General features: G+C 58.1%; 21 protein-coding genes, 6 tRNA genes and 1 other RNA gene. 20 read left to right on the top strand and 8 right to left on the bottom strand.

Features of this window, described 5'->3' with window-relative positions; translation table 11 throughout:
* Both C1N84_RS05855 and ypdK read left to right on the top strand, forming a co-directional pair.
* Positions 1-1,029, top strand: a complete 1,029-nt coding sequence (locus C1N84_RS05855; RefSeq protein WP_267412301.1) for an HlyD family secretion protein — start codon at positions 1-3, stop codon at positions 1,027-1,029.
* 202 nt (positions 1,030-1,231) lie between these two features.
* Positions 1,232-1,303 carry a membrane protein YpdK gene (gene ypdK, locus C1N84_RS05850; RefSeq protein WP_006120362.1) on the top strand — a complete coding sequence of 24 codons (72 nt, stop codon included), beginning with the start codon at positions 1,232-1,234 and terminating at the stop codon, positions 1,301-1,303.
* A gap of 42 nt (positions 1,304-1,345) precedes the next feature.
* Here the strand turns inward: ypdK and alaC are convergent, their stop codons facing one another.
* Positions 1,346-2,581, bottom strand: coding sequence for an alanine transaminase (gene alaC / locus C1N84_RS05845; RefSeq protein ID WP_058758368.1), 1,236 nt, complete (start codon positions 2,579-2,581; stop codon positions 1,346-1,348).
* A 119-nt stretch (positions 2,582-2,700) separates the two neighbouring features.
* Entirely contained in the window at positions 2,701-3,225 is a 525-nt protein-coding gene (locus C1N84_RS05840; RefSeq protein ID WP_031280018.1) for a GNAT family N-acetyltransferase, read from the bottom strand.
* Between the two features lie 413 nt (positions 3,226-3,638).
* Between C1N84_RS05840 and C1N84_RS05835 the strand changes: the two genes are divergently transcribed.
* The 4 genes from C1N84_RS05835 to C1N84_RS05820 all read left to right on the top strand — a co-directional run bounded on the left by C1N84_RS05835 (position 3,639) and on the right by C1N84_RS05820 (position 8,575).
* Positions 3,639-4,601 carry an IS110 family RNA-guided transposase gene (locus tag C1N84_RS05835; RefSeq protein ID WP_104189859.1) on the top strand — a complete coding sequence of 321 codons (963 nt, stop codon included), beginning with the start codon at positions 3,639-3,641 and terminating at the stop codon, positions 4,599-4,601.
* A 307-nt stretch (positions 4,602-4,908) separates the two neighbouring features.
* Complete coding sequence (locus C1N84_RS05830; protein ID WP_104189859.1) at positions 4,909-5,871, top strand: IS110 family RNA-guided transposase; 963 nt, start codon at positions 4,909-4,911, stop codon at positions 5,869-5,871.
* Positions 5,872-6,158: 287 nt separating this feature from the next.
* A complete protein-coding gene (locus C1N84_RS05825; RefSeq protein WP_021508253.1) occupies positions 6,159-7,850 on the top strand; it encodes a sensor histidine kinase in 1,692 nt (563 codons plus the stop codon).
* Positions 7,847-8,575, top strand: coding sequence for a LytR/AlgR family response regulator transcription factor (locus C1N84_RS05820; protein ID WP_021508252.1), 729 nt, complete (start codon positions 7,847-7,849; stop codon positions 8,573-8,575). The genes C1N84_RS05825 and C1N84_RS05820 overlap by 4 nt, the downstream gene beginning before the upstream one ends.
* Positions 8,576-8,609: 34 nt before the next feature.
* On the opposite strand, the gene glk is transcribed toward C1N84_RS05820, so the two are convergent.
* Both glk and C1N84_RS05810 read right to left on the bottom strand, forming a co-directional pair.
* Positions 8,610-9,575, bottom strand: a complete 966-nt coding sequence (glk, locus tag C1N84_RS05815; RefSeq protein ID WP_104188602.1) for a glucokinase — start codon at positions 9,573-9,575, stop codon at positions 8,610-8,612.
* 154 nt (positions 9,576-9,729) lie between these two features.
* Positions 9,730-11,391, bottom strand: coding sequence for an alpha-keto acid decarboxylase family protein (locus tag C1N84_RS05810; protein ID WP_264442377.1), 1,662 nt, complete (start codon positions 11,389-11,391; stop codon positions 9,730-9,732).
* A gap of 213 nt (positions 11,392-11,604) precedes the next feature.
* Between C1N84_RS05810 and mgrA the strand changes: the two genes are divergently transcribed.
* Positions 11,605-12,594, top strand: coding sequence for an L-glyceraldehyde 3-phosphate reductase (mgrA, locus tag C1N84_RS05805; RefSeq protein ID WP_021508249.1), 990 nt, complete (start codon positions 11,605-11,607; stop codon positions 12,592-12,594).
* A gap of 157 nt (positions 12,595-12,751) precedes the next feature.
* Complete coding sequence (locus C1N84_RS05800) at positions 12,752-13,096, top strand: DUF2502 domain-containing protein (protein ID WP_059012163.1); 345 nt, start codon at positions 12,752-12,754, stop codon at positions 13,094-13,096.
* 50 nt (positions 13,097-13,146) lie between these two features.
* Here the strand turns inward: C1N84_RS05800 and C1N84_RS05795 are convergent, their stop codons facing one another.
* Positions 13,147-14,388, bottom strand: a complete 1,242-nt coding sequence (locus C1N84_RS05795; RefSeq protein WP_021508247.1) for an Nramp family divalent metal transporter — start codon at positions 14,386-14,388, stop codon at positions 13,147-13,149.
* Positions 14,389-14,758: 370 nt separating this feature from the next.
* On the opposite strand from C1N84_RS05795, the gene C1N84_RS05790 reads away from it, so the two are divergent.
* From C1N84_RS05790 to C1N84_RS05770, 5 genes are all read left to right on the top strand, one after another.
* Complete coding sequence (locus tag C1N84_RS05790) at positions 14,759-15,949, top strand: NupC/NupG family nucleoside CNT transporter (RefSeq protein WP_031279840.1); 1,191 nt, start codon at positions 14,759-14,761, stop codon at positions 15,947-15,949.
* A 192-nt stretch (positions 15,950-16,141) separates the two neighbouring features.
* Positions 16,142-17,230, top strand: coding sequence for an LLM class flavin-dependent oxidoreductase (locus C1N84_RS05785; RefSeq protein ID WP_211727347.1), 1,089 nt, complete (start codon positions 16,142-16,144; stop codon positions 17,228-17,230).
* A complete protein-coding gene (locus C1N84_RS05780; protein WP_264442369.1) occupies positions 17,230-18,213 on the top strand; it encodes an ABC transporter substrate-binding protein in 984 nt (327 codons plus the stop codon). The genes C1N84_RS05785 and C1N84_RS05780 overlap by 1 nt, the downstream gene beginning before the upstream one ends.
* A complete protein-coding gene (locus C1N84_RS05775; RefSeq protein WP_059012166.1) occupies positions 18,210-18,800 on the top strand; it encodes a cysteine dioxygenase family protein in 591 nt (196 codons plus the stop codon). The genes C1N84_RS05780 and C1N84_RS05775 overlap by 4 nt, the downstream gene beginning before the upstream one ends.
* Complete coding sequence (locus tag C1N84_RS05770) at positions 18,793-20,409, top strand: rhodanese homology domain-containing protein (RefSeq protein WP_264442366.1); 1,617 nt, start codon at positions 18,793-18,795, stop codon at positions 20,407-20,409. The genes C1N84_RS05775 and C1N84_RS05770 overlap by 8 nt, the downstream gene beginning before the upstream one ends.
* Positions 20,410-20,534: 125 nt before the next feature.
* On the opposite strand, the gene C1N84_RS05765 is transcribed toward C1N84_RS05770, so the two are convergent.
* Together C1N84_RS05765 and C1N84_RS05760 are read right to left on the bottom strand one after the other, a co-directional pair.
* Positions 20,535-20,610: transfer RNA gene (locus tag C1N84_RS05765), tRNA-Ala, on the bottom strand.
* Positions 20,611-20,654: 44 nt separating this feature from the next.
* Positions 20,655-20,730 (bottom strand) — tRNA-Ala (locus C1N84_RS05760).
* 361 nt (positions 20,731-21,091) lie between these two features.
* Here C1N84_RS05760 and C1N84_RS05755 point away from each other — a divergent pair.
* On the top strand, positions 21,092-21,880 hold the full coding sequence (locus tag C1N84_RS05755) for a formate/nitrite transporter family protein (protein ID WP_021508241.1): 789 nt from the start codon (positions 21,092-21,094) through the stop codon (positions 21,878-21,880).
* A 111-nt stretch (positions 21,881-21,991) separates the two neighbouring features.
* A complete protein-coding gene (locus C1N84_RS05750; RefSeq protein WP_058758359.1) occupies positions 21,992-22,345 on the top strand; it encodes a YfeC-like transcriptional regulator in 354 nt (117 codons plus the stop codon).
* An 83-nt stretch (positions 22,346-22,428) separates the two neighbouring features.
* On the opposite strand, the gene gltX is transcribed toward C1N84_RS05750, so the two are convergent.
* Positions 22,429-23,850: a glutamate--tRNA ligase gene (gene gltX / locus C1N84_RS05745; RefSeq protein WP_058776541.1), complete on the bottom strand. Its 1,422-nt coding sequence runs from the start codon at positions 23,848-23,850 to the stop codon at positions 22,429-22,431.
* A gap of 273 nt (positions 23,851-24,123) precedes the next feature.
* On the opposite strand from gltX, the gene C1N84_RS05740 reads away from it, so the two are divergent.
* From C1N84_RS05740 to C1N84_RS05720, 5 genes are all read left to right on the top strand, one after another.
* Positions 24,124-24,199, top strand: a tRNA-Val gene (locus C1N84_RS05740).
* A gap of 41 nt (positions 24,200-24,240) precedes the next feature.
* Positions 24,241-24,316: transfer RNA gene (locus C1N84_RS05735), tRNA-Val, on the top strand.
* 41 nt (positions 24,317-24,357) lie between these two features.
* Positions 24,358-24,433, top strand: a tRNA-Val gene (locus C1N84_RS05730).
* A 4-nt stretch (positions 24,434-24,437) separates the two neighbouring features.
* Positions 24,438-24,513: transfer RNA gene (locus tag C1N84_RS05725), tRNA-Lys, on the top strand.
* A 44-nt stretch (positions 24,514-24,557) separates the two neighbouring features.
* A non-coding RNA gene (locus tag C1N84_RS05720) (RtT sRNA) lies at positions 24,558-24,694 on the top strand.
* Positions 24,695-25,190: the final 496 nt, after the last annotated feature.

Raw genomic sequence — 25,190 nt, 5'->3', positions numbered from 1 at the left:
ATGCACGCTTTTGCTATGAAACGAACAATCCTGCTGAGCGCCCTGCTGCTGGTTTTGCTGGCGATGGCGTTCTGGCTGTGGTCAGCCATGACCGGCAACGACCATCGCACTGATGATGCCTGGGTGAATGCCGATTACACGCTGGTGGCCCCGAAGGTGTCCGGCTACATTGCCCACGTCAACGTGCAGGATAACCAGCGCGTGCGGGCTGGCGACGTGCTGGCGACGCTCGACGACCGCGACTATCGCGTGGCGCTGGAGACCGCGCGGGCTAATCTGCAGGTCAGCGACGCCAAACGGCTGAGCGCGCAGGCGCAGCTCGACCAGCAGCAGTCCACCATTGCCGAGGCCCGCGCCACGCTGGCCGCCAGTCAGGCATCGGCACAGTATGCCGGACAGAGCGCGGCGCGCTACAACCAGCTGTACAAGAGCGGCACCATAGCCGCTGACGATCAGCAGAAAGCCAGCTCAACCCAGCGTTCTGCGGCCGCTACGGTGCGCCAGAGCGCAGCGGCGCTGGCGGCGGCCGAACAGCAGGTGAAGGTACTTGAGGCCGCGCTGCGTCAGGCGGAGGCTGATGTCGCGGCGGCGCAGGCCAGCGTCGATCAGGCCGGGCTGAATCTCTCTTACACGCGTATTATTGCGCCGGTGGATGGCATGGTGGGTCAGCGTTCGGTGCGCGTAGGAGCCTGGGTCAGCGCGGGTACGCGTCTGCTGGCCGTGGTGCCGCTACAGCAGACTTACATCACCGCCAATTATCTGGAGACGCAGCTGGCGGATGTGCGCCCGGGCCAGAAAGTGGTAGTGAAGATTGATGCATTGCCCGGCAAGATCTTCACCGGTCACGTTGACAGTATCGCCCCCGCTACCGGCGCCACGTTTTCCGCGATTGCCCCCGATAACGCCACCGGCAACTACACTAAAGTGGTTCAGCGATTGCCGGTGAAAATTGTGCTGGATCCGCATCAGAGCGATCTGGCGCAATTACGTGTCGGCATGTCGGCGATTCCGCAGATTGAGACCCGATGAAAATGTGAGCAACTTCTCAGAAGTGACCTATTTATTTTCGGATCGATTCCGCGTAAATTAGCGCTCGATCCTGTTTCGGGGCAGCCCGAAGCGACCTGAGTAGAAAGCGTGTAGCGATGATGAACTCCACCTTTCTCTTATTCTGTTCGGGTTACGCTGGTTTGGGATCGCCATCATTGTAACCGCTCAGAGGAGTTGTTTTGTGAAATACGCCTTGATGGGAATCTCTTTCTTCGTCTTACTTTGGGTCGGCACCTTCGTGCTGATGCTGTAAAGACGCCAGCCGGGGCGACCGCTCAGTCGCCCCGATTTGTAGTTACTCTGCTTCTTCCACCGCTTTTACCGTTCCCGGCAAAATACCGTCGGCGCGGAACATCGCTTTAATGCCACGCACCGCCTGACGAATACGATCGCTGTTTTCAATCAGGGCAAAACGCACGTGGGTATCGCCGTAATCACCAAAGCCAATGCCCGGCGAGACGCACACTTTCGCCTCCTGCAGCAGCAGCTTGGCGAATTCGAGCGAGCCTAAATGCGCGTAATGGTCGGGGATTTTCGCCCAGACGTACATGGACGCTTTCGGCAGATCGACCATCCAGCCTGCCTCATGCAGCCCCTTCACCAGTACATCGCGCCGGCGTTTATACTGCTCGGCGATATCACGCACGCACTGCTGATCGCCCTCCAGTGCCGCAATCGCCGCCACCTGCAGCGGTGTGAAGGTGCCGTAGTCGTGATAGCTTTTGATGCGTGCCAGTGCCGCCACCAGCTCTTTGTTGCCGACCATAAAGCCGATGCGCCAGCCCGCCATGTTGTAGCTTTTTGACAGGGTAAAGAATTCCACCGCCACATCGCGCGCGCCCGGCACCTGCATAATCGACGGCGCTTTCCAGCCATCATAGGTGATGTCGGCGTAGGCCAGATCGTGGATGACCAGCACGTTGTACTGCTTCGCCAGCGCGATGACGCGCTCGAAGAAGTCCAGCTCCACGCACTGCGATGTCGGGTTGGACGGGAAGCCGAGGATCATCATCTTCGGTTTCGGGTAACTTTCGCGGATGGCGCGTTCCAGTTCATTGAAGAAATCGACGCCCGCGACCAGCGGCACCGAGCGCACCTGCGCGCCGGCGATCACCGCACCGTAGATGTGAATCGGGTAGCTGGGATTGGGCACCAGCACGGTGTCACCGTGATCGAGCGTCGCCAGCATCAGGTGCGCCAGGCCCTCTTTCGAGCCGATGGTAACGATAGCTTCGGATTCCGGATCGATATCCACCTGGTAACGCTCGGCGTACCAGCGCGAAATGGCGCGACGCAGGCGCGGAATCCCTTTGGAGGTAGAGTAGCCGTGCGTGTCTTCACGCTGTGCCACCTGACAGAGCTTTTCCACGATGTGCGGCGGTGTCGCGCCATCCGGGTTGCCCATGGAGAAATCGATGATGTCTTCGCCGCGCCGGCGCGCAGCCATCTTCAATTCAGCCGTGATGTTAAATACATAGGGGGGGAGACGTTCAATACGCGAGAAACGACGGGGTGTGCTGTTATCAGCCATGATGTCCTCTGGATTACGTTAGCGCCCGGACCGTCCGAGCGACGCTGGTCACTGCCGTGACCGAAACAAGAACATAACGCGCTGATAACAATATTGTCGAGGGGGGACGGCAAATTTTCTTAGCCTGCTTCGTTTAAGCGCCCAAACACCCAATCGTTTACCCACTGGCCGTTGAGCCGGTAGTTATCGCGTAGCGTGCCTTCCAGCGCGAAACCGTTCTTTTCCAGAATGCGCCGCGACGGCCAGTTGCCCTCAATCACCAGCGCTTTGAGTTTGTGGAAGTCGGCCTGCAGCAGGAACGTGCACAATGCCTGCAACGCTTCGCTGCCGTAGCCCTGACCGGTACAGGCGTGGCGCAGCATGTAACCCACTTCGGCCTGACGATACGGATGCCATTCGGCGCTGCAGCCAAACAGGCCAATCGCTTCACCGCTGTCGCGCAGGCGCGCCACCAGGCACAGCATGTGAAAACTGCTGGGTTGCCACGGTGCCAGCCGCTCGTTAAAGCGCTGGCGGATGTCGTTTTCATCGGGGATCTCGCTCACCCAGGTCATGGTCGCGGCATCTTCATGTACCGCTTTGAAAATCTGCCAGTCTTCCGGCTGTAACCGGCTGAGGGACAAACGAGGGGTGAGTAATTGCATGGCCACGCTCCGCTGTTGTGCTTACGGCAAAATAGCAAACCGCATCCGTGACAACCAGTGAACGCTGCACGCTTTCAGCAATCCTCTTTTTGGCACTCAGGATTTCCTCTTTTCAGGTTTCGAACCGGATAATCAGCCTTGCTTCCTTTCAGGGTCGGATGTTACGGGCGGATCTGGTCGCCATGAATGGCGCCCCTTATATCCCGATCATTCTCCTCCGGGTATGATGATCCCCGACTGATCATCGGGAAGTTGCTGGTGAGATGGGGGCGCCCCCTGGGCATAAAGCCTGCTTCGTAGATTCATCCCCGGCAACTTAACTCCCGCCTTCAAGACCGGACGGTATCCTGTGCCCCGAGCACGCATCCATAAGGATGGTCATGGCGGTTTCCCTGTGCTGTTAAGGAGAATCTATGCAAACCCGTATGCCTGTCGGCATTGATATTGCCTCCGGAAAGTTTGATGTGGCCGTCTGGAAAGGCGACACGTCTTACAAAACCAAAGTCTTTCCCAACACCCCTAAGGGCTTTATCGCCCTGAAAAAATGGCTGGAGCCGTTCGGCTGCTGCCATATCTGCATGGAGGCTACCGGCGCGTACAGTGAGCCGCTGGCCACCTTCCTGCACGACGAAGGCTATGATGTCAGCGTGGAAAATCCCGCGCGCATCAGGCGCTTCGGACAGGCGGAGCTGAGCCGTAACAAGACGGATAAAGACGATGCGCGCATGATAGCGCGCTACTGTAAACTGCACGGCCCGTCGCTGTGGCAGCCGGCGCCGCTGAATGAACGCAGGCTGAAGGCGCTGGTGAAGCGCCTGACGAATCTTCAGGAAATGCGGCAGATGGAAGAGAACCGGCTGGAGGTCTCGGATGCGGTGGTGCAGCCCTCAATCCGCGTGGTCATTGCGGCGCTGGATGCGCAGATAGACGAAACGAAGCGGGCAATAAACGACCATATCGACAATGATCCGGGCCTTAAAAAGAACAGGGAACTGCTGGAGTCCATCCCGGGCATCGCGGGCGTGCTGAGCAGCACGATGCTGGCGTATCTGGGGGACATGTCGAGGTTCAGCAGCAGCAAGGCGCTTGTGGCGTGGGTGGGTCTGAATCCGATGCGGCAGGAGTCCGGTGAGTGGAAGGGCAAAAGCAGGATATCGAAGATGGGCAACAGCGCGATGCGCAAGGCCCTGTACATGCCTGCGATAGTGGCGATGAAGTGGAATCCGGCGGTGAGTGCGCTGAAGAAACGGCTGGATGCGGGTAAGAAAACGGGAAAAGTCGTGGTGTGCGCGGCGATGAAGAAGCTGCTGCAGCTGGCTTATGGCGTGCTGAAATCGGGTCGTCCGTTCGATGCCGAAATATGTCTTGCCAGGTAACCGGCAAGACGGTATCTACAGTGTTCACAGAATATCTGTAGGGTGCGCATTCATGCGCACCAGGAATCAGGTTGCCATAAATGGCGCCCCTTATATCCCGATCATTCTCCTCCGGGTATGATGATCCCCGACTGATCATCGGGAAGTTGCTGGTGAGATGGGGGCGCCCCCTGGGCATAAAGCCTGCTTCGTAGATTCATCCCCGGCAACTTAACTCCCGCCTTCAAGACCGGACGGTATCCTGTGCCCCGAGCACGCATCCATAAGGATGGTCATGGCGGTTTCCCTGTGCTGTTAAGGAGAATCTATGCAAACCCGTATGCCTGTCGGCATTGATATTGCCTCCGGAAAGTTTGATGTGGCCGTCTGGAAAGGCGACACGTCTTACAAAACCAAAGTCTTTCCCAACACCCCTAAGGGCTTTATCGCCCTGAAAAAATGGCTGGAGCCGTTCGGCTGCTGCCATATCTGCATGGAGGCTACCGGCGCGTACAGTGAGCCGCTGGCCACCTTCCTGCACGACGAAGGCTATGATGTCAGCGTGGAAAATCCCGCGCGCATCAGGCGCTTCGGACAGGCGGAGCTGAGCCGTAACAAGACGGATAAAGACGATGCGCGCATGATAGCGCGCTACTGTAAACTGCACGGCCCGTCGCTGTGGCAGCCGGCGCCGCTGAATGAACGCAGGCTGAAGGCGCTGGTGAAGCGCCTGACGAATCTTCAGGAAATGCGGCAGATGGAAGAGAACCGGCTGGAGGTCTCGGATGCGGTGGTGCAGCCCTCAATCCGCGTGGTCATTGCGGCGCTGGATGCGCAGATAGACGAAACGAAGCGGGCAATAAACGACCATATCGACAATGATCCGGGCCTTAAAAAGAACAGGGAACTGCTGGAGTCCATCCCGGGCATCGCGGGCGTGCTGAGCAGCACGATGCTGGCGTATCTGGGGGACATGTCGAGGTTCAGCAGCAGCAAGGCGCTTGTGGCGTGGGTGGGTCTGAATCCGATGCGGCAGGAGTCCGGTGAGTGGAAGGGCAAAAGCAGGATATCGAAGATGGGCAACAGCGCGATGCGCAAGGCCCTGTACATGCCTGCGATAGTGGCGATGAAGTGGAATCCGGCGGTGAGTGCGCTGAAGAAACGGCTGGATGCGGGTAAGAAAACGGGAAAAGTCGTGGTGTGCGCGGCGATGAAGAAGCTGCTGCAGCTGGCTTATGGCGTGCTGAAATCGGGTCGTCCGTTCGATGCCGAAATATGTCTTGCCAGGTAACCGGCAAGACGGTATCTACGGTGCATCCGCAGTCTTGTAGGGTGCGCATTCATGCGCACCGGCAGCGCGCATCTTCGTATCTGGTCGCCATAAATGGCGCCCCTGGAGTGCATCCGCGGTCTTGCAGGTTGCGCATTCATGCGCACCGGCAGCGCGCACCTTAAAAATTGATCCAGGCTATGAGAAACGTCTGCAGCTTGCCGGGACGCTGGCGGATCGCGATCACATTTTTTATCATGTCCGCAACCTTGCCTGCTCCGGAGAACACCGTGCCTTCCCATTTCGACATGCTGCTGGCGGTGTTTGACCGCGCCGCGCTGATGCTGATCTGCCTGTTCTTCCTGACCCGCACCCGCGTATTTCGTCAGCTACTGCAAAAAGATGAGCACTCAATCGGCGAAAAAGCCGTGGTGACCGCCATCTTCTCGCTGTTTGCGCTGTTCAGCACCTGGTCCGGCATCAACGTTGACGGCTCACTGCTCAACGTCCGGGTGATTGCGGTCATGGCGGGCGGCATTCTGTTCGGGCCGTGGGTCGGCATTGCAACCGGTGTGATTGCCGGCGTGCACCGCTTCCTGATTGATATCGACGGCATCACCTCGGTGCCCTGTCTGATTACCAGCATCATCGCCGGTATCGCCGCCGGCGCCATCAACCGCTTCGTCAGCAAAGAGCAGCGCTGGCGCGCCGGCATCCTTGGCGGCATGCTGTGTGAAAGCCTGACCATGCTGCTGATCGTGCTGTGGGCGAAACCGATGTCACTTGGTTTAACCATCGTGTCGGAAATTGCGCTGCCGATGATTCTCGGCGCGTCGAGCATTGGTTTGATTGTGCTGCTGGTGCAGAGCGTCGAAGGGGAAAAAGAGGCGATTGCCGCGCGTCAGGCCAAGCTGGCGCTGGAGATTGCCAACAAAACCCTGCCGCTGTTTCGTCAGGTTAATAGCGACTCGCTGCGCAAAGTGTGCGCCATCATTCGCAGCGACATCCATGCCGATGCGGTGGCGATCACTAACACCAAACAGATTCTGGCTTACGTCGGCTACGGCGAGCAGAACTACCACAACGGCGACGACGGCATCAGTCCTACCACCGCGCAGGCGATCGCCAGCGGTAAAATTATCATTAAGAATAATGATGAGGCACACCGCACCAAAGACATTCACTCAATGCTGGTGATTCCCCTTTGGGAAAAAGGGGAAGTGACCGGCACGCTGAAAATCTACTATCGCCGCGCCCATCGCATTACCGGTTCGCTGAAAGAGATGGCGGTCGGACTGTCGCAAATCATCTCGACGCAGCTGGAAGTCTCGCGTGCCGAGCAGTTACGCGAGATGGCCAATAAAGCGGAACTGCGCGCGCTGCAAAGCAAAATCAACCCGCACTTCCTGTTTAACGCGCTGAATGCCATCTCCTCATCGATTCGCCTGAATCCGGACACGGCGCGCCAGCTGGTGATTAATCTGTCGCGCTACCTGCGTTACAACCTGGAACTCAACGACGATGAACCCATCGACATCAAAAAAGAACTGTGGCAGGTGAAAGACTACATCGCCATTGAACAGGCGCGGTTTGGCGACAAGCTGTCGATGATTTACGACATTGATGAGGATCTGCACTTTTCGCTGCCCAGCTTGCTGATTCAGCCGCTGGTGGAGAACGCCATCGTGCACGGTATTCAGCCGTGTCGCGGCAAAGGCGTGGTCACGCTAAGCGTGAAAGATCTGGGCGATCGCGTGCGCGTGGCGGTGCGCGATACCGGTGCCGGCATCAGCGAAGAGGTGGTCAGCCGGGTGGCGCGCAACGAAATGCCGGGCAACAAAATTGGCCTGCTGAATGTGCATCACCGGGTGAAACTGCTGTCCGGCCACGGCTTAACCATAACCCGTCATCAGCCCGGTACGGAAATCGCCTTTACCCTCAGCAAAAGTGGTCAGCGGCTGTCCGGCCCGCTCACCCCGTTAGCGGAAACCTCAGCGTGAAAGCCATTATTGTCGAAGACGAATTCCTGGCGCAGCAGGAGCTAAGCTGGATGATCCAGCAGCATAGCCAGATCAGCATCGAAGCCTGCTTTGATGATGGGCTGGAAGTGCTGAAGTATCTGCAGACTCATCGGGTGGACGTGATTTTTCTCGATATCAACATCCCGTCGCTTGACGGCATGTTGCTGGCGCAGAACATCAACCAGTTTATCCATAAGCCGCTGATTGTGTTTATCACCGCGTGGAAAGAGCACGCGGTCGAGGCCTTCGAACTGCAGGCGTTTGACTACATCCTCAAGCCGTATCACGAGTCGCGCATCATCACCATGCTGAACAAGCTGGAGGCCAGCGCACAACAGCAGCAGGCGCAGCAGCACAACCCGGCAGCCAGCGCGCCGCAAACGGTGAATTTAGTCAAAGATGAGCGCATTATCGTGACCGATATTAACGATATCTATTACGTTGAAGCACATGAGAAGCTGACGTTTGTCTACACGCGGCGCGAAGCCTATGTGATGTCGATGGCGATCAGCGAGTTTTGCAGCCGTTTGCCTGAGTCGATGTTCTTTCGCTGCCACCGTTCCTACTGCGTTAATCTGAGCAAGATTGGCGAGATCGAACCGTGGTTTAACAACACCTATCTGGTGAAGCTGCGCGATATGGATGCGCAGGTGCCGGTGAGTCGCAGCAAGGTAAAGGCGTTTCGCCAGTTGATGCATCTTTAGGGCGAACGGCGCAGGAAACCGTTCGCCCGGGTGATTACAGCACGCGCCCCAGCGCCTGACGCAGATGGGCACCGGCGCCAAGCAGGCCCGGCTGGTCGTGAGTAATCATGTAAACAGGAATATCGACGAGATAATCGCGGAAGCGGCCTTTGTCTTCAAACGCCGCGCGGAAGCCGGACGCTTTAAAGAAATCGAGGAAGCGCGGCACGATGCCACCGGCAATGTACACGCCGCCAAAGGTGCCGAGGTTCAGCGCCAGGTTGCCGCCAAACCGTCCCATGATGACGCAGAACAGCGTCAGCGCGCGGCGGCAGTCAATACAGCTATCCTGCAGTGCCCGCTCGGTGACATCTTTTGGCTTGAGGTTTTCCGGCTCGCGCTGATCGGATTTCACAATCGCCCGATACAGGTTAACCAGTCCGGAACCCGACAGCACGCGCTCGGCAGAAACGTGACCCAGTTCGGCGCGCAGCACTTCAAGAATCGCATCCTCTTCTTCACTGTTTGGCGCAAAGTCAACGTGACCGCCCTCACCCGGCAGGCTGACCCAGCGCTTATCAACGTGCACCAGATGGCTGACGCCGAGCCCGGTGCCAGCACCGTAAATGGCAATCGGCTTATCCTGCACCGGCGATTTGCCGCCGAACTGCAGTACGTCCTGCGCCGTCAGCATTGGAATCGCCATGGAAACCGCGGTGAAATCGTTGATGATTTCCAGCGTAGTAAAGCCCAGACTTTCCTTCATCTGACGCGTTGAGAAGGCCCAGTCATGGTTGGTCATCTCCACCCAGTCGCCGGTGATCGGACAGGCGATGGCGATGCAGCCGTCGGTAATGTCCTGTTTTTGCTCATCCAGATAGTGACGGATAACTGCTTCAAGGTTGTCGTAGTCTGATGTTGAGAATGTTTTGGCCTGGGAGATGGCGCCGGTCTCCACCTCACACAAGGCGAGACGAGCGTTAGTGCCGCCCACATCGCCGACCAGGGCGTATTTTGTCATTCTTCTGCTGCTCCGCTTGGGTCATAAACAAGTGCAGGACACTATAAAAGCCTGCCAATAAAACAACAACGCTCACCTTGCACGATGAGCGTTGGTCATTCAGTGCGACGCACAGCCTGACTGTCGCCAGCCCAACTGTACAGAGGCAACTGTCCTAAACTTTGTGGCTATTGCGCTGGTGCAGCGCCGCCGTGACGGTGCGCAGCAGCGGCGGCAAATCCTGTTTCTCCATCACCACTTCAATCAGTGACAGGCAACGCGCCTGGCTGAGCAGCGCCATCACGGCGTCGAGCTGCGCCGTTTCACTGATGCGCCAGCTCTGAGCCGCACAATTCAGGCTCATTGCCTGCGGCAGCGCAGTCCAGTTCCACTGCGCGATGTCGTTGTAGCGCTGTTCCGCTCCATGTATCGCGCGTTCGACAGTGTATCCCTCATTATTCAGCAGAAAAATGATCGGGCTTAAGCCGTCGCGCTGGATCGATCCCAGTTCCTGAATGGTCAGCTGCGCCGATCCATCGCCGATGATCAGAATGACGCGGCGGTCGGGCTGCGCCGTCTGGGCACCAAAGGTGGCGGGTAAAGTATAGCCAATGGAACCCCATAAAGGTTGTACCAGCAGCTGCGCATCATGCGGTAAACGCAGCGCGGCAGCGCCAAACGCCGCCGTGCCCTGATCGGCAAGGATAATATCACCAGGCTGCAGGAAACGCTGCATCGCCTGCCAGAAAGCCTGCTGACTGATTACGGCGGCAGCAGCGGGCGGTGCATCGTCCGGCATGTCGGCCACGCCCGTGGCCCAGTGCGCGCAGTGGCGCTGATAAACCGGCAGCAGCGCGGCCAGCGCCTGCGCCATGCTCAGCGGTGCGAAGGTTTCTCCGGCGACGCTGGCATGAAACGGCTGCAGATCAATCACCCGCTGCGCCGACAGCTGCTGGGTAAACCCGGCGGTCAGGGTGTCGGTAAAACGCACGCCGACGCACAGGGTGACATCGGTGTCTTCAATTGCCGCGCGCACGGTTTCGCGGCTGCCACTGGCGGCGTAGGTGCCGACGAAGCCCGGTTGCTGCTCATCCAGCACGCCCTTGCCCATCAGTAGCGTGGCAGCCGGAATGGCGCGCAGCGCACGCAGCTCAGCCAGCGGTGCCTGCAGCTGCCAGCGGGCAGCGAGAAAATCGGCCAGCAGCGCCACGCGCTGCGCCGGTGCCAGCAGGCGTTCCGCCGCTGCGGCAAACGCCTGCGCCACATCGCGGTTTTCAGCCGGTGCCGGGTTGGTGCTGGCTGACGGCAACGTTACCGTGGCGGCGGCGACATCCACCGCCAGCAGCAGATAGCCCGGACGATGCTGCTGCAGCGCGCTAGCGATGACCCGATCAATTTCAGCCACGGCGTTGTCGGCGCTCAGCACCGCGCTGGCAGCACTGACTTCCTGGGCCATGCGCAGAAAATGGCCGAAATCGCCGTCGCCGAGCGAATGATGCACGCAGTCGCCCTGCTGCTGGGCGTGGCTGGCGGGAGCGCCGACGATGTGAATCACCGGCACATATTCGGCGTAGCTGCCGGCGATGCCGTTAATCGCACTGAGTTCACCGACGCCAAAGGTGGTCAGCAGCGCGGCCGCGCCGTTGCAGCGACCGTAACCATCGGCCGCATAGGCGGCATTGAGTTCATTAGCGCAGCCGACCCAGGTAATACCGGGATGGTCAATGACGCTGTCGAGAAATTGCAGGTTGTAGTCGCCGGGTACGCCGAACAGATGGCGGATACCCGCCTGGTGCAAACGATGCAGTAAATAGTCGCCAACGTTAAGAGTGTTCATCGACCGCTCCTGTGAGGGGGAATGATCAGGAGTATTAGCGATGTGGCTGAACTGGCGAGATTTTCGCCATCATCGCGCTGTAATGCATGGCAAGCATTCGTTACGACGACAGAAAATTCTGTAAGTTGCGATCTTTGCCGCGTTACGGCGCAGTGTAAACGCATACACTGCTATGCTGATGCCACTTTCTCCCACCTGAGACAGGAACGCTGCATGAGTACTTTTCCCCACGCCGAACGTTATCACCAGATGCAGTATCGCCGCAGCGGCCGCAGCGGCCTGAAGCTGCCGGCAATTTCGCTGGGTCTATGGCACAACTTTGGCGACAGCACGCGCGTCGACAACAGCCGCGCGCTGCTGCGTCACGCGTTCGATCGCGGTATTACCCATTTTGATCTGGCCAATAACTACGGGCCGCCGCCCGGTTCCGCGGAGAGCAACTTTGGCCGCATTCTGCGCGAAGATTTTCACGGCCTGCGCGACGAGCTGGTGATCTCGACCAAAGCGGGTTACACCATGTGGGACGGTCCGTACGGCGACTGGGGCTCACGCAAGTACCTGATTTCCAGCCTTGATCAAAGCCTGAAGCGCATGGGGCTGGAGTACGTGGATATCTTTTATCACCATCGTCCGGATCCGGAAACGCCGCTGGAAGAGACCATGCGCGCGCTCGATCAGGTGGTGCGTCAGGGTAAAGCGCTGTACGCGGCGATTTCGAACTACCCGGCGGATAAAGCCGCCGCCGCTATCGCCATGCTGCGCGATCTCGGCACCCCCTGCCTGATCCACCAGCCGCGCTATTCGATGTTCGAACGCACGCCGGAACAGGGTCTGCTGGATGTGCTGGGTGACAATGGCGTCGGCTGTATTGCTTTCTCGCCGCTGGCCGGTGGCGTGCTGACCGACCGCTATCTGCAGGGCATTCCGCAGGATTCGCGCATCGCCAGCGGCAGCAAATTCCTCAACGAAAACCAGCTAACGCCAGAGAAGATGGCAAAGGTGCAGCAACTGCAGGCGCTGGCACAGCAGCGCGGTCAAAAGCTGGCGCAAATGGCGCTGCGCTGGGTGCTGCGCGACACGCGCGTCACGTCAGTGCTGATCGGCGCCAGTAAAACCGCACAGATTGATGATGCCGTCGACATGCTGAGCCAGCCTGAATTAACGGCGGACGAGATCGCTGCCATTGAGCAAATTCTGGTGTAACCGTTTACCCGCCCGGAATTTTCCGGGCGCTGTCTTTAGCAGAAAACGCTGCACAACCTTTCGCTGACACTTTTTCAGACTAAATCTCAAGGCGTGTCTGGTCCGATATGGCACACTAGCGCCACGGTAGCCTCGATGCTATCGATGAGGAGAAAGTATGAAACGTGCAATTTTGTTTGCCGCTTTGCTGGCAACGTTATCCCCTCTGGCGCTGCACACAGCTGAAGCCAGTAGCGCTACCATCAATCTGGCCCCTGGCGTCACGCTGCATCTCGGCGATCGCGATCGTCGCGGCTACTACTGGGACGGTGGTCGCTGGCGTGAACCGCGCTGGTGGCACGATCGCTATCAGTACAACGATCATCGCTGGTGGCGTCACGAAGAGTGGAAACGCCACCGTGCCTGGGAGCGTGAACGTGAGCGCCGCTGGCACGAGCGCGAACGTCGCGAACACTGGCGTCACGATCACCGGCACGACCGCCACGACCATCATCACCATTAAAAAAAATCCCGGCGCAGACGCAGCCGGGATTTTTTTATTCAGTCATTTGTTTACCAGCCGAGCGCTTCGCCCACCAGCAAATAGATATTCAGCGCCACCACCAGCACCACAATCAGCCGACCGGCATTTTGCATCAGGCGTGAGTTCACCAGTTCATCGCCCATGATGTCACGGTTCCCGGTGAACGACAGCAGCGGAATCAGCGCCAGCGCAATACCGAAGCTCAGCAGCACCTGGCTCATCACCAGAATGCGCGTCGGATCCCAGCCCGCCCAGATAACAATAAAGGACGGCAGCATAGTAATGGTACGACGGAACCACAGCGGAATGTGGAAGCGGATAAAGCCCTGCATCACCACCTGGCCGGCCAGCGTGCCCACCACGGTAGAAGAGAGGCCGGCCGCTACCAGACTCAGCCCGAACACAATCGCCGCCGCGTGACCCAGCAGCGGCTGCAGCGTCAGATAGGCCTGGTCGAGATCGACAATGCTGGTGTGACCGCTAAAGTGAAACGCGGCCGCTGCGGTGGCCATCATCGCCAGGTTAACGAAACCGGCAATGGTCATGGCGATCGCCACGTCGAGCTTGGTGGAGGAGTAGCGCTCCGCCTTGCTGCCTTTATTACCGTACTGCGTCAGCGCCGAGTGCAGATAAATGACGTGCGGCATAATGGTCGCGCCCAGTACGCCAGCCGCGAGGAATACCGCGTCCGAAGTAGGCAGGCTCGGCAGCGCCATGCCCACCACCAGATCGCTGACGCGCGGCTGCGAGAAGAACAGCTCAACGATATAAGCGGCGGCGACAAACAGCAGCAGCCCGCCAATCACCAGCTCCAGCGGCTTCTGTCCACGGTTTTGCAGCATCAGGATCAGGAACGTGGCGATACCGGTTAACACCGCGCCCTGCAGTAGCGAGATGCCGAGCAGCAGCTTAAAGCCGAGCGCAGCCCCGATGAATTCCGCCAGATCGGTGGCCATGGCGATAATCTCCGCCTGTACCCAGTAGAACCACACCGCCGGGCGCGGGAAGCGATCGCGAATATGCTCGGCGAGGTTTTTACCGGTGGCAATACCCAGCTTGGCAGACATCAGCTGGATCAACATCGCCATAATGTTGGCCCATACCACCACCCACAGCAGTTTGTAGCCGTACGCGGCCCCCGCCTGGATGTTGGTGGCAAAGTTGCCGGGATCGATATAACCAATGGCCGCGATGAAGGCCGGTCCCAGCAGCGCGAGCTTGATCTTTCTGGCTCCGCGAGCGGCGCGCTCGGCGGTGCGACTTTCTGACATAGTTTTGACCCTGTCCTAACGCTTGTCTGACCCATCCAGCTTACGGGGCATTCAAGGCAAGTGAAATTTGGTTATAGTTATCGCATTGATAGATGGTGCTATAAAGTATAGCCATTGCTATACCACAAGGTAAAGTTAGCGCTTGCTAAAAATTATGCAACAGGTTTCACTCTACTCCCGGGTCAAATTATAGACAATCTCTTTGTGGATATTTCTTGTGATCGATTTGTAAACAGGTTGTGAGCGGTGAGACTAATCCGAGAAATAAAGCGATACCGAATACTTATATTGTGGTTTTGATCTCGTTTTTAAGTAACGCGTTACATAGAATACGCAGCAAAATACAACCCTCCTCAAATTTGGAGCCGATATGTCCCATATTTTGCACTTCCTTTTAGCATTGGTGGTGGTAGCCGTGCTGGCGTTACTCGTCAGTCACGATCGTAAGAGTATCCGGATTCGCTATATCGTTCAGCTGCTGGTGATTGAAGTGCTGCTGGCGTGGTTCTTCCTTAACTCCGAAGCAGGCCTCGGTTTTGTTAAAGGTTTCGCCGGGCTGTTTGATCATCTGCTCAAATATGCAGCAGAAGGCACCAATTTCGTGTTCGGTAACATGAACGAGAAAGGTCTGGCCTTCTTCTTCCTCAATGTTTTGTGCCCTATCGTCTTCATCTCAGCCCTGATCGGTATTTTGCAGCATTTCCGCATCCTGCCGTGGGTGATTCGCGCTATCGGTACCGTGCTGTCGAAGATCAACGGCATGGGCAAACTGGAATCCTTTAACGCCGTCAGCTCTCTGATTCTGGGACAGTCAGAAAACTTTATCGCCTATAAGGATATCCTTGGCAAAATGTCACAGCGCCGCATGTACACCATGGCAGCCACCGCGATGTCGACGGTGTCGATGTCGATTGTGGGTGCATACATGACGATGCTGCAGCCAAAGTACGTGGTGGCCGCGCTGGTGCTCAACATGTTCAGTACCTTTATCGTGCTGTCGCTGATTAACCCGTACCGCGTGGACAGCGAAGAAGACCTGCAGCTGCAGGATCTGCATAAAGGTCAGAGCTTCTTTGAGATGCTGGGTGAATACATCCTGGCCGGTTTCAAGGTGGCGATTATCGTTGCGGCGATGCTGATTGGCTTTATCGCGCTGATCTCCGGCCTCAACGCGCTGTTTGATACCATCTTCGGCATCAGCTTCCAGGGCGTGCTGGGCTATGTGTTCTATCCGTTTGCCTGGGTAATGGGCGTACCATCCAGCGAAGCGCTGCAGGTGGGCAGCATCATGGCGACCAAGCTGGTTTCTAACGAATTCGTTGCAATGATGGACCTGCAGAAAATCGCCGGTCAGCTGTCGCCGCATGCGGAAGGCATTCTGTCGGTGTTCCTGGTCTCCTTCGCCAACTTCTCCTCCATCGGCATTGTCGCAGGCGCGATCAAAGGTCTGCATGAAGAGCAGGGTAACGTGGTATCACGTTTCGGCCTGAAACTGCTGTACGGCTCGACGCTGGTGAGCGTGCTTTCCGCCGCCATCGCCGGTCTGGTGCTGGGCTTCTGATCTACAGGGCGGGCTGCGGCTCGCCCTTCTCTTCTTTTATATACCTAAGCGTTATATCCCGCGCCAGTCAGCCTGCCGCCGCGTCACGCCCTGCTTCACCGTTTCCCGCAAACCCTTTGCACAATATCGAATTTCCGTTGTTGCCGTCTGCGCCCGTAGCTTTTCCTTCTGACCTCACCTCAGGAGAATCGCATGAGCATTCAGTTCCTTGGCATGATTGGCCACCGGCTTGCCTCAGAAATCATTCCCGCATCCGGCACGTTGTTCGATAAAGATTACATTGCCCGCTTTGCCCGCGCCCATGAAGCGGCCGGCTTCGATCGCATTCTTGTCGGCTACTGGTCCGATCAACCCGATGGCTTTCTGGTCACCGCTCACGCAGCGGCGCATACCCAGAAGATTAAATTCCTGCTGGCGCACCGTCCGGGGTTTGTCGCACCCACGCTGGCGGCCCGCAAGCTGGCTTCGCTCGACCATCTCACCGACGGCCGCCTGGCCGTGCATATTATCAGCGGCGGCAGCGACAGCGAACAGCGCCGCGACGGTGATTTTCTCAGCAAGGCTGAACGCTATGCGCGCACCGACGAATTTCTCAGCGTGCTGAAACAGAGCCTTGAGTCGCCACAGCCTTACGATCATCAGGGCCGGTTTTACCAGGCTGAGCAGGCTTTCTCTGCCATTAAACCGCTGCAACATAAGCTGCCGATCTATTTCGGCGGATCGTCACCGGAGGCGATTGACGTGGCGGCGCGGCATGCTGATGTCTTCGCGCTGTGGGGCGAACCGTTAAAAGGCGCGGCCGAGACGGTACGTAACGTGCGTGCGGCGGCGGCCGCGCAGGGGCGCCAGATTGCGTTTAACATCTCCTTCCGGCCTATTCTGGGTAACACCGAAAAAGAAGCCTGGGAGCGCGCCGAACATATCCGCGCCACCGCAGAGAAGCAGCTGGCGGAGACCGGCTATACCTTTGGTTTGCCGAAGCCGCAGAGTGTCGGTGCGCAGCGTCTGCTGGCGGCGGCGCATGAGAGCGATCGCCACGATAAAGTGCTGTGGACCGGCGTGGCAAAACTGGTGCAGGGCGGCTACAACTCCACCGCGCTGGTCGGCACGCCGGATCAGGTTTCTGAGGCCCTGCTGGATTACTATCGCCTCGGCATTCATAGCGTGCTGATCCGCGGATTTGACCCGCTGAATGACGCGGTGGAATACGGCCGTGAACTGCTGCCGCTGACGCGTGAAAAAGTGGCTGCGCTCAGCGCAACTGAAAAAAGGAGCGCCTGATGCGTCTCGTCGCTCTGTTTGCCGGTGTTGCGCTGGCCCTCGCGTCACTCCAGCCGCTACTGGCGGCCGATAAAGTCACACTGCGCCTCGGCGATGTGAAAGGCGATCGTTTTGCCGCCCTGAAAGCCTCGGGCGAACTGAACAATCTGCCTTACGATCTTAAGCTCACCGCCTTTGACTCCGGCGCACCGGTGCAGGAAGCGCTCAATGCCGGGGCGCTCGACGTTGGCTTTACCGGCGATTTGCCGTTTCTGTTTGTCTATGCGGCAGGCGCGCCGGTGAAAGCCGTGGGTGCCTGGCAGAATAACCCGGACAGCATCGCCCTGCTGACCCGCCCCGACGCCGGCATTCACCGGCTGCAGGATTTAAAAGGTAAGCAGATCGCGGTCAACCGCGGCGGCTGGGGACACTATCTGCTGCTTGGCCTGCTGGAGCGCGCTGGCCTGACGCCGCAGGATGTCACGCTGCGCTTCCTCGGACCAGTGGATGGTCGCGCGGCGCTGACGTCCGGTGCGGTCGCGGCCTGGGCGCCGTGGGAGCCTTATATCGCCACCTCGACCGTCATCGACGGCACGGTGCGCGTGCCGGACGGCGGCGGTAAAGGCATTATGTCCGGTTACTCCTACGCGCTGGCCCGCAATGAAGCGTTGCAGGACGCCGGCAAGCGGGAAGCGATTGCCGACCTGCTGGCGCGACTGGCGAAGGCGCAAATCTGGGCGCAATACCATCCGCAGCAATTCGCCGGCGTGCTGAGCAAAACCCTGAATATGCCCCCCGCCATTACCCGTAGCTGGATTGACGATGCGCGCATCCGCCCGCTGGTGTTTGACACGCACCTGATTGCCACGCTGCAGAAATCCGCCGACTTTTTCCATCGTTATCAGGTGTTGCCAAAACAGGTCGATGTCAGCCAGGCGTTTGACTTCAGTCTGTCCGCCGCCGCTAACCGCATCGCCCAGCACGCGCCGGGAGACAAATCATGAGTGATTATCAGCACCATCGCCTGCGCACCTTCGTCGCCCGGCTGGCCACCCTGCTCGACAGCCAGCCGGACGAAGCGACCATTTTGCGGCAGGGCAGCGGCTGGCTGGCCGAACTGATTCGCCACGATGACTGGCTGGATGAGGCGTTTACCCAGCCCCATCCGCAGCACTATCAGCAATATCTGCTGTATGCCGATGCGCAGCAGCGCTTTTCCGTGGTGAGTTTTGTCTGGGGGCCGGGTCAGCAGACGCCGATTCACGATCACCGCGTCTGGGGACTGATTGGCATGCTGCGCGGCGCCGAGATTTCACAATCGTGGCAGCCGGGCCCGCACGGTTTACAGGCAGAAGGTGCGCCGGTGCGGCTTGAACCCGGCAACGTGGAGGCGGTGTCGCCAACGGTCGGTGATATCCATCGCGTCAGCAACGCCTTTGACGATCGCGTCTCTGTCAGTATCCACGTGTATGGCGCGAATATCGGCGCGGTTGAGCGCGCGGTCTACACCGCCGACGGCCACGAAAAGCGCTTTATTTCCGGCTACAGCAACCGTTATCTACCTAACATTTGGGACCTTTCACATGACTAAACCGGTTTTCCCGTTTCGCCAGGCGGCGGAACTGCTGGCAGCGCTGCGTCAGCAACAGGAAGTGGCGATCATTGACGTGCGCGATGAAGCGCTGTTTGCCACCGGGCATCCGCTGTTTGCCGTCAACATTCCGCTGTCAAAGCTGGAGCTGGAGCTGCTGGACCGCATTCCCCAACGTCACACCGCCATTACGCTGTATGACAACGGCGAAGGCCTGGCGCAGACCGCCGCTGAACGTCTCGCCGCGCTGGGTTATCAGCAGGTCACGCTACTGGCCGATGATTTAGCCGGCTGGCAGGCGGCTGGCGGCGAGCTGTTTATCGATGTCAATTCACCCAGCAAAGCGTTTGGCGAACTGGTGGAACATCATGCCCGCACGCCTTCGCTCTCCGCCGATGAGGTACAGGCGCTGATTAGCGATGATGCCGACGTGGTGGTGCTGGATGCGCGGCGCTTCGATGAATATCACACCATGAGCATTCCGGGCGCCACCAGCGTACCGGGCGGCGAACTGGTGCTGCGCGTACGCGATTTAGCCCCATCACCGCGCACCACAGTGATTGTGAATTGCGCCGGACGCACGCGCAGCATTATTGGCACGCAGTCGCTGGTCAATGCCGGTATTCGTAATCCGGTATTCGCGCTGCGCAACGGCACCATTGGCTGGACGCTGGCCGGTCATGCGCTGGAGCATGGGCAGAGCCGCCGCTATGGCAACACCAGCGAAACCGCGCAACGTCAGGCCGCGAGCCAGGCCCGCGCCATTGCCGATCGCGCCGGCGTGACGCGCATTTCTCTGGCGACGCTGACGCGTTGGCAGCAGGAAGCACGCACCACCTACCTGTTTGACGTGCGTGATGCCGAAGAGTACGCCGCCGGTCACCTGCCGGGCAGCCGCCACGTGGCGGGCGGCCAGCTGGTACAGGAGACCGATCATTACGCCAGCGTGCGCGGTGCGCGTATCGTGCTGGTGGATGATGACGGTGTCCGCGCCAATATGACCGGCCCCTGGCTGGCGCAGCTTGGCTGGCAGGTGGCGGTGCCTGACGCATTGCAGGCCAGCGATTTCAGCGCTGTCGGTAGCTGGCAGCCGCAGGTCGCGCCGGTTGCTGCGCCGGAATCGATCTCACCCGCGCAGCTGGCCGAGTGGCTGGCCACTGGCGACACGCAGGTGCTGGATTTCACCACGCTCGCCAATTACCGCAACAGCCATATTCCCGGTGCGGCCTGGCTGCTGCGTTCCACCCTGCAGCAGCAGGGCAAGGCACTACTGCCCGATGCTGGCCGCTACGTGCTGACCTGCGGCAGCAGCCTGCTGGCCAGCTATGCCGTGGAGCAAATTGCCACGCTGACCGGCAAACCAGTGCGGGTGCTGGCGGGAGGCAATGCAGCCTGGCGTGCCGCCGGTCTGCCCACCGAACAGGGCGAGCAGCGCCTGCTCTCGCCGCCCATCGATCGTTATCGCCGCCCGTACGAAGGCACCGATATTGAACCGGACGTGATGCAGGCCTATCTCGACTGGGAATATGGTCTGGTGGCGCAACTGGATCGCGACGGTACCCACGGTTTTCGCGTGCTGCAGCTGCAGCCACAAGCCGTGACGGTTTAACATGGAAAGGCGCTGCAGGTCAGCGCCATTGCACGCAGCCAGTCGGCGAATGCAACGTCACACTGCGCAAACGGGCAGTATTATTATCGGGTTTTGAATACGTTTGTTCTGAACGAACAGAGAATTGGTGGAGATAAGCGGGATCGAACCGCTGACCTCTTGCATGCCATGCAAGCGCTCTCCCAGCTGAGCTATACCCCCACATCTGGAATTCGTTTTTTCAGTGCAAACCGTTGGGAGCGGTTTGGTGGAGCTAAGCGGGATCGAACCGCTGACCTCTTGCATGCCATGCAAGCGCTCTCCCAGCTGAGCTATAGCCCCGTACCGAAAAAACCGCCGAGTTACCTCGACGGACGGCATAATATGAGACCGCTGTTTGAGTGTCAACGGCAAATTCTCGTTCTGCGTGCGATCGCTGAAAAAGGCGGCAACCCTGTGTCGCCGTGGCTTTTTTTTCAGCGCAGCGCGTGCTCGTCATCCCTGCCCTCAGCCGTTATCTCAACGCCGCCTCAACGGTGCACCACGCCGAGGTTAACTTTAGGTTAAAGATGTTAGCGTCAGGCTTGTTTTCGTTAATGGTGCGTGTAAAACTTAGCGCGCTAATTAACCGGTTAGCCGTCCAGGGTATTCACTCGCTAACCGGCCAGCACGTCCTCCTTGTTTAATAAAAGAAAAGTGAACTATGTCGCTGCATACACCTAAAGAGATCGCGCAACTGGCGATTCAGGCCGGCGTGGCTAAAAGCCGTCTGCCGGTTTCCACCTTATTAATTCTTGGCTTTATGGCTGGCGCGTTTATCGCGACCGGCTTCCTGCTCGATCTGCACGTTATTAACCAGCTGCCTGCTGAATGGGGCTCGTTTGCCGGCTTCCTCGGTGCGGCGGTATTCCCGGTCGGACTGATTCTGACCGTGCTGGCGGGTGGCGAACTGCTGACCGGCAACATGATGACGCTGCCCATTGCTTGGTTCGCGCGCCGCATTAGCGGTTTCAGCGTGCTGCGTAACTGGTTTTGGGTCACCATCGCCAATTTTATTGGCAGCGTTGCGGTAGCATGGTTCTTCGGCCATCTGCTCGGCATGACCGAAGGCGACTATCTGAAGAAAACCGTGGCGATCGCCCATGCCAAAGTGAACGCCGATTTCATGCACGCGTTCATCTCCGGCATCGGCTGCAACTGGCTGGTGTGTCTGGCGGTGTGGCTGGCCTTCGCCAGTAAAGATATGGTCGGCAAAATCTTCGGCATGTGGTTCCCGGTGATGGCCTTCGTGGCAATCGGTTTCCAGCACGTGGTGGCCAACATGTTTATCGTGCCTGCCGCAATTTTTGCCGGTCAGATGAGCTGGGCAGAATTTGCACCTAACGTGGTTGCGGTATTTTTAGGCAATGGTGTGGGCGGTGCGATCTTTGTCGGCCTCACCTATTTCCTCGCCTTCCGTCCGGCACAGGCGGCGGTCAGCGAAGCGCAGTAAACCGATTTTGCCTTTTGTCGCACAGCAAAAGGCATTTTCTGCCTTGATTACTTTTCCCCGTAACGTTTTGTTGTAATATGTAGAGCTAATGTATTTAACAGGGACAGCATCGTGAAAAAGGAATGGCTCACTCCCGAAGAGCTCGCGCTGGAAACGGGCTACAGTCGGCAGACGGTGAATAAATGGATCAAGCGTGAAAACTGGACGACCACGCCCAAGCCCGGTGTACAGGGCGGTAAGGCGCGATTAATCCACATTGATGAGCGTGTCAAAAGCTTCATTCAGTCCACCCGCCATGCAAACGAACCGGCGGCGAATTACGGCGCTCAGCAAAATACGTTACCTGCGTTATTAATAAATTCTGTCCAGCAAATGACGGCCACCGAACAGGAACAACTGGCGGCGCTGTTATTGCGGGAAGGGATCAGGGGCGTATTACAGCGGTTAGGAATCCAGGAAGAATAGAAAAGCCGGAAGCAGTGAGATGCTTCCGGCTTTTTTGTTGCCTGCCTCATCACAGCAGCCTGACAGGCCGCTGTTCAGCTCAATCAGGCCTGTGCTTCACGCTCCGCGATGAACGCCAGCGCTTTTTCGATACGCGCCACGCTGCGGCTGCGGCCGATGGCTTCCACCGTCACGTCGAGTCCAGGCGACTGACCGGCACCGGTTACGGCAACGCGCAGCGGCATACCGACTTTGCCCATGCCGAGCTCAAGTTCATCCGCAGCAGCCTGAATGGCGTGATGCACGTTTTCCGCATTCCAGTCGCTGTCGCTGATGGCCGCCAGCTTGTCGCGCACCACTTCCAGCGGCTGACGCGCCACCGGACGCAGATGCTTTTTCGCTGCATCCGCATCAAACGCGTCAAACTCTTCATAGAAGTAGCGGCAGGACGCGGCGATTTCGACCAGCGTTTTGCAGCGCTCACCCAGCAGCGTCACCAGCTTCGCCAGCTCCGGTCCGGTGCGGGTATCGATATTCTGCTGCTCGATGTGCCACTGCAGCTGGGTCGCGACATATTCCGGCGGCAGCGTATTAATGTAGTGGTGGTTGAGCCACTGCAGTTTCTCGGTGTTGAAGGCGCTGGCCGACTTGCTCACCGCATCGAGGGTGAACAGTTCGGTCATTTCCGCCACGCTGAAAATTTCCTGATCGCCATGTGACCAGCCGAGGCGCACCAGATAATTAAGCAGCGCTTCCGGCAGGTAGCCGTCGTCGCGATACTGCATGACGCCCACTGCGCCGTGACGCTTGGACAGCTTTTTACCGTCATCGCCGAGGATCATGGATACGTGCGCATAGGTTGGCACTTCCGCACCAATCGCTTTCAGGATGTTGATCTGACGCGGCGTGTTGTTGATATGGTCTTCACCACGAATAACGTGCGTGATGCCCATATCCCAGTCGTCGACCACCACACAGAAGTTGTAGGTCGGTGAACCGTCGGTACGGCGGATGATCAGATCATCCAGTTCCTGGTTGCTGAATTCGATCGGACCACGAATCTGATCGTCAAAAATCACCGAACCGTCCTGCGGGTTGCGGAAGCGCACCACGCACGGTTCATCGGCAGCATGATGTTCATGGCTGTCGCGGCAGCGGCCGTCATAACGGGGCTTCTCGCCTTTTTCCATCTGCTCTTCACGCAGCGCGTCCAGACGCTCTTTCGAGCAATAGCATTTATAAGCAGTACCGGCTTCCAGCATTTCGTCGATAACGTCGTTATAACGGTCGAAACGTTTGGTCTGGTAGTACGGGCCCTCATCCCAGTCGAGATTCAGCCAGTTCATCCCATCCATAATGGCTTCGATCGCTTCCGGCGTGGAGCGCTCCAGGTCGGTATCTTCGATACGCAGGACGAATTCGCCCTGGTTATGGCGAGCATAAAGCCATGAGTAAAGCGCAGTACGCGCACCACCGACGTGCAGGTAGCCCGTCGGGCTGGGTGCGAAGCGAGTTTTGATTTTCATTCAGCATTGCCTTAAATGCGCAGGTTTCGTTGTCTGGATGACAAAAAAACGGGTTAACGCGGAAAAACAGTGCGCATATTCTAGCAGGTGAGGCTGATTCCTCAATCACTGTCACGCTGGCGGCGCGGGCAGAAGTGCGTTTTTCTGCTAATAAAACCAGCACATTGGCTAAAAGCGCTGCATGATGTCTAAATTTAAAGCGAACGCACATTTATGTTTTAAAAAGCGTTGACTCACTTCGAAGGATCCCTATAATGCGACTCCACACAGCGGGGGTGATTAGCTCAGTTGGTAGAGCATCTCCCTTACAAGGAGGGGGTCGGCGGTTCGAGCCCGTCATCACCCACCACTCTTAATGAGATGGCCCGCAGTGAACAAGAGATAAGATATGGGTGATTAGCTCAGTTGGTAGAGCATCTCCCTTACAAGGAGGGGGTCGGCGGTTCGAGCCCGTCATCACCCACCATATCTTAGTCAGATGACACTCTTGTTAAGCAGTACCGAAGTGGGTGATTAGCTCAGTTGGTAGAGCATCTCCCTTACAAGGAGGGGGTCGGCGGTTCGAGCCCGTCATCACCCACCACTTCGGGTCGTTAGCTCAGTTGGTAGAGCAGTTGACTTTTAATCAATTGGTCGCAGGTTCGAATCCTGCACGACCCACCAAATTCTGGAAAAAGCGCCCTCTGGGCGCTTTTTTCGTTTCTGTGCACCGATGCTGAACGTGCAGGATGAGGACCTGCTGCAGGTTCGACTGAATCGCCGGGAGCGATTCAGGCTGATGCGCCAGTATCACCCGCAGGGCGAGGCCCCGGATGGGCCGAGGCATATCCTGCACGACCCACCAAATTCAGAAAAGAGCGCCCTTTGGGCGCTTTTTTCGTTTCTTCATATCCCACTTCCCAGGCTGCCAGTTAAGCTGCAACTGCGTTCAACCACGTTTGCACATGTTGTAGCGGCGCAATTTATTGCGCGATGAATCGCGCCGCTACAAATGGTGTGCGATTTGCGGTTGCCTTACCTGGTTGCCCTTACGCCCACCGGGCGCTTTTTTCGTTTCTTCACGTTCCCCCGGGCTGCCAGTAAAGCTGAAACTGCATTCAACCACGGTTGCACGTTTGGTAGCGCCGCAATTTATTGCGCGATTAATCGCGCCGCTACGAATAATGTGCGACTTGCGGTTGCCTTACCTGACCGCTCTTACTTTCTCAAGGCACTTTTTTGCTTCAGCCGTGAAGAAAGCACCCGCTCTGCCTGAGGCCGTGCCCGCCCTGTCCCCTTCCGCCCTCGTTCCTGGCGAAACCTTTTCGCAAATTTAACACTTCTCACTATCAAGCCGCAGC

Source organism: Pantoea sp. SGAir0418 (assembly GCF_043529865.1).
Note: the sequence above shows the minus strand (reverse complement) of the source record. Positions and strands in the feature narration are given on the sequence as shown.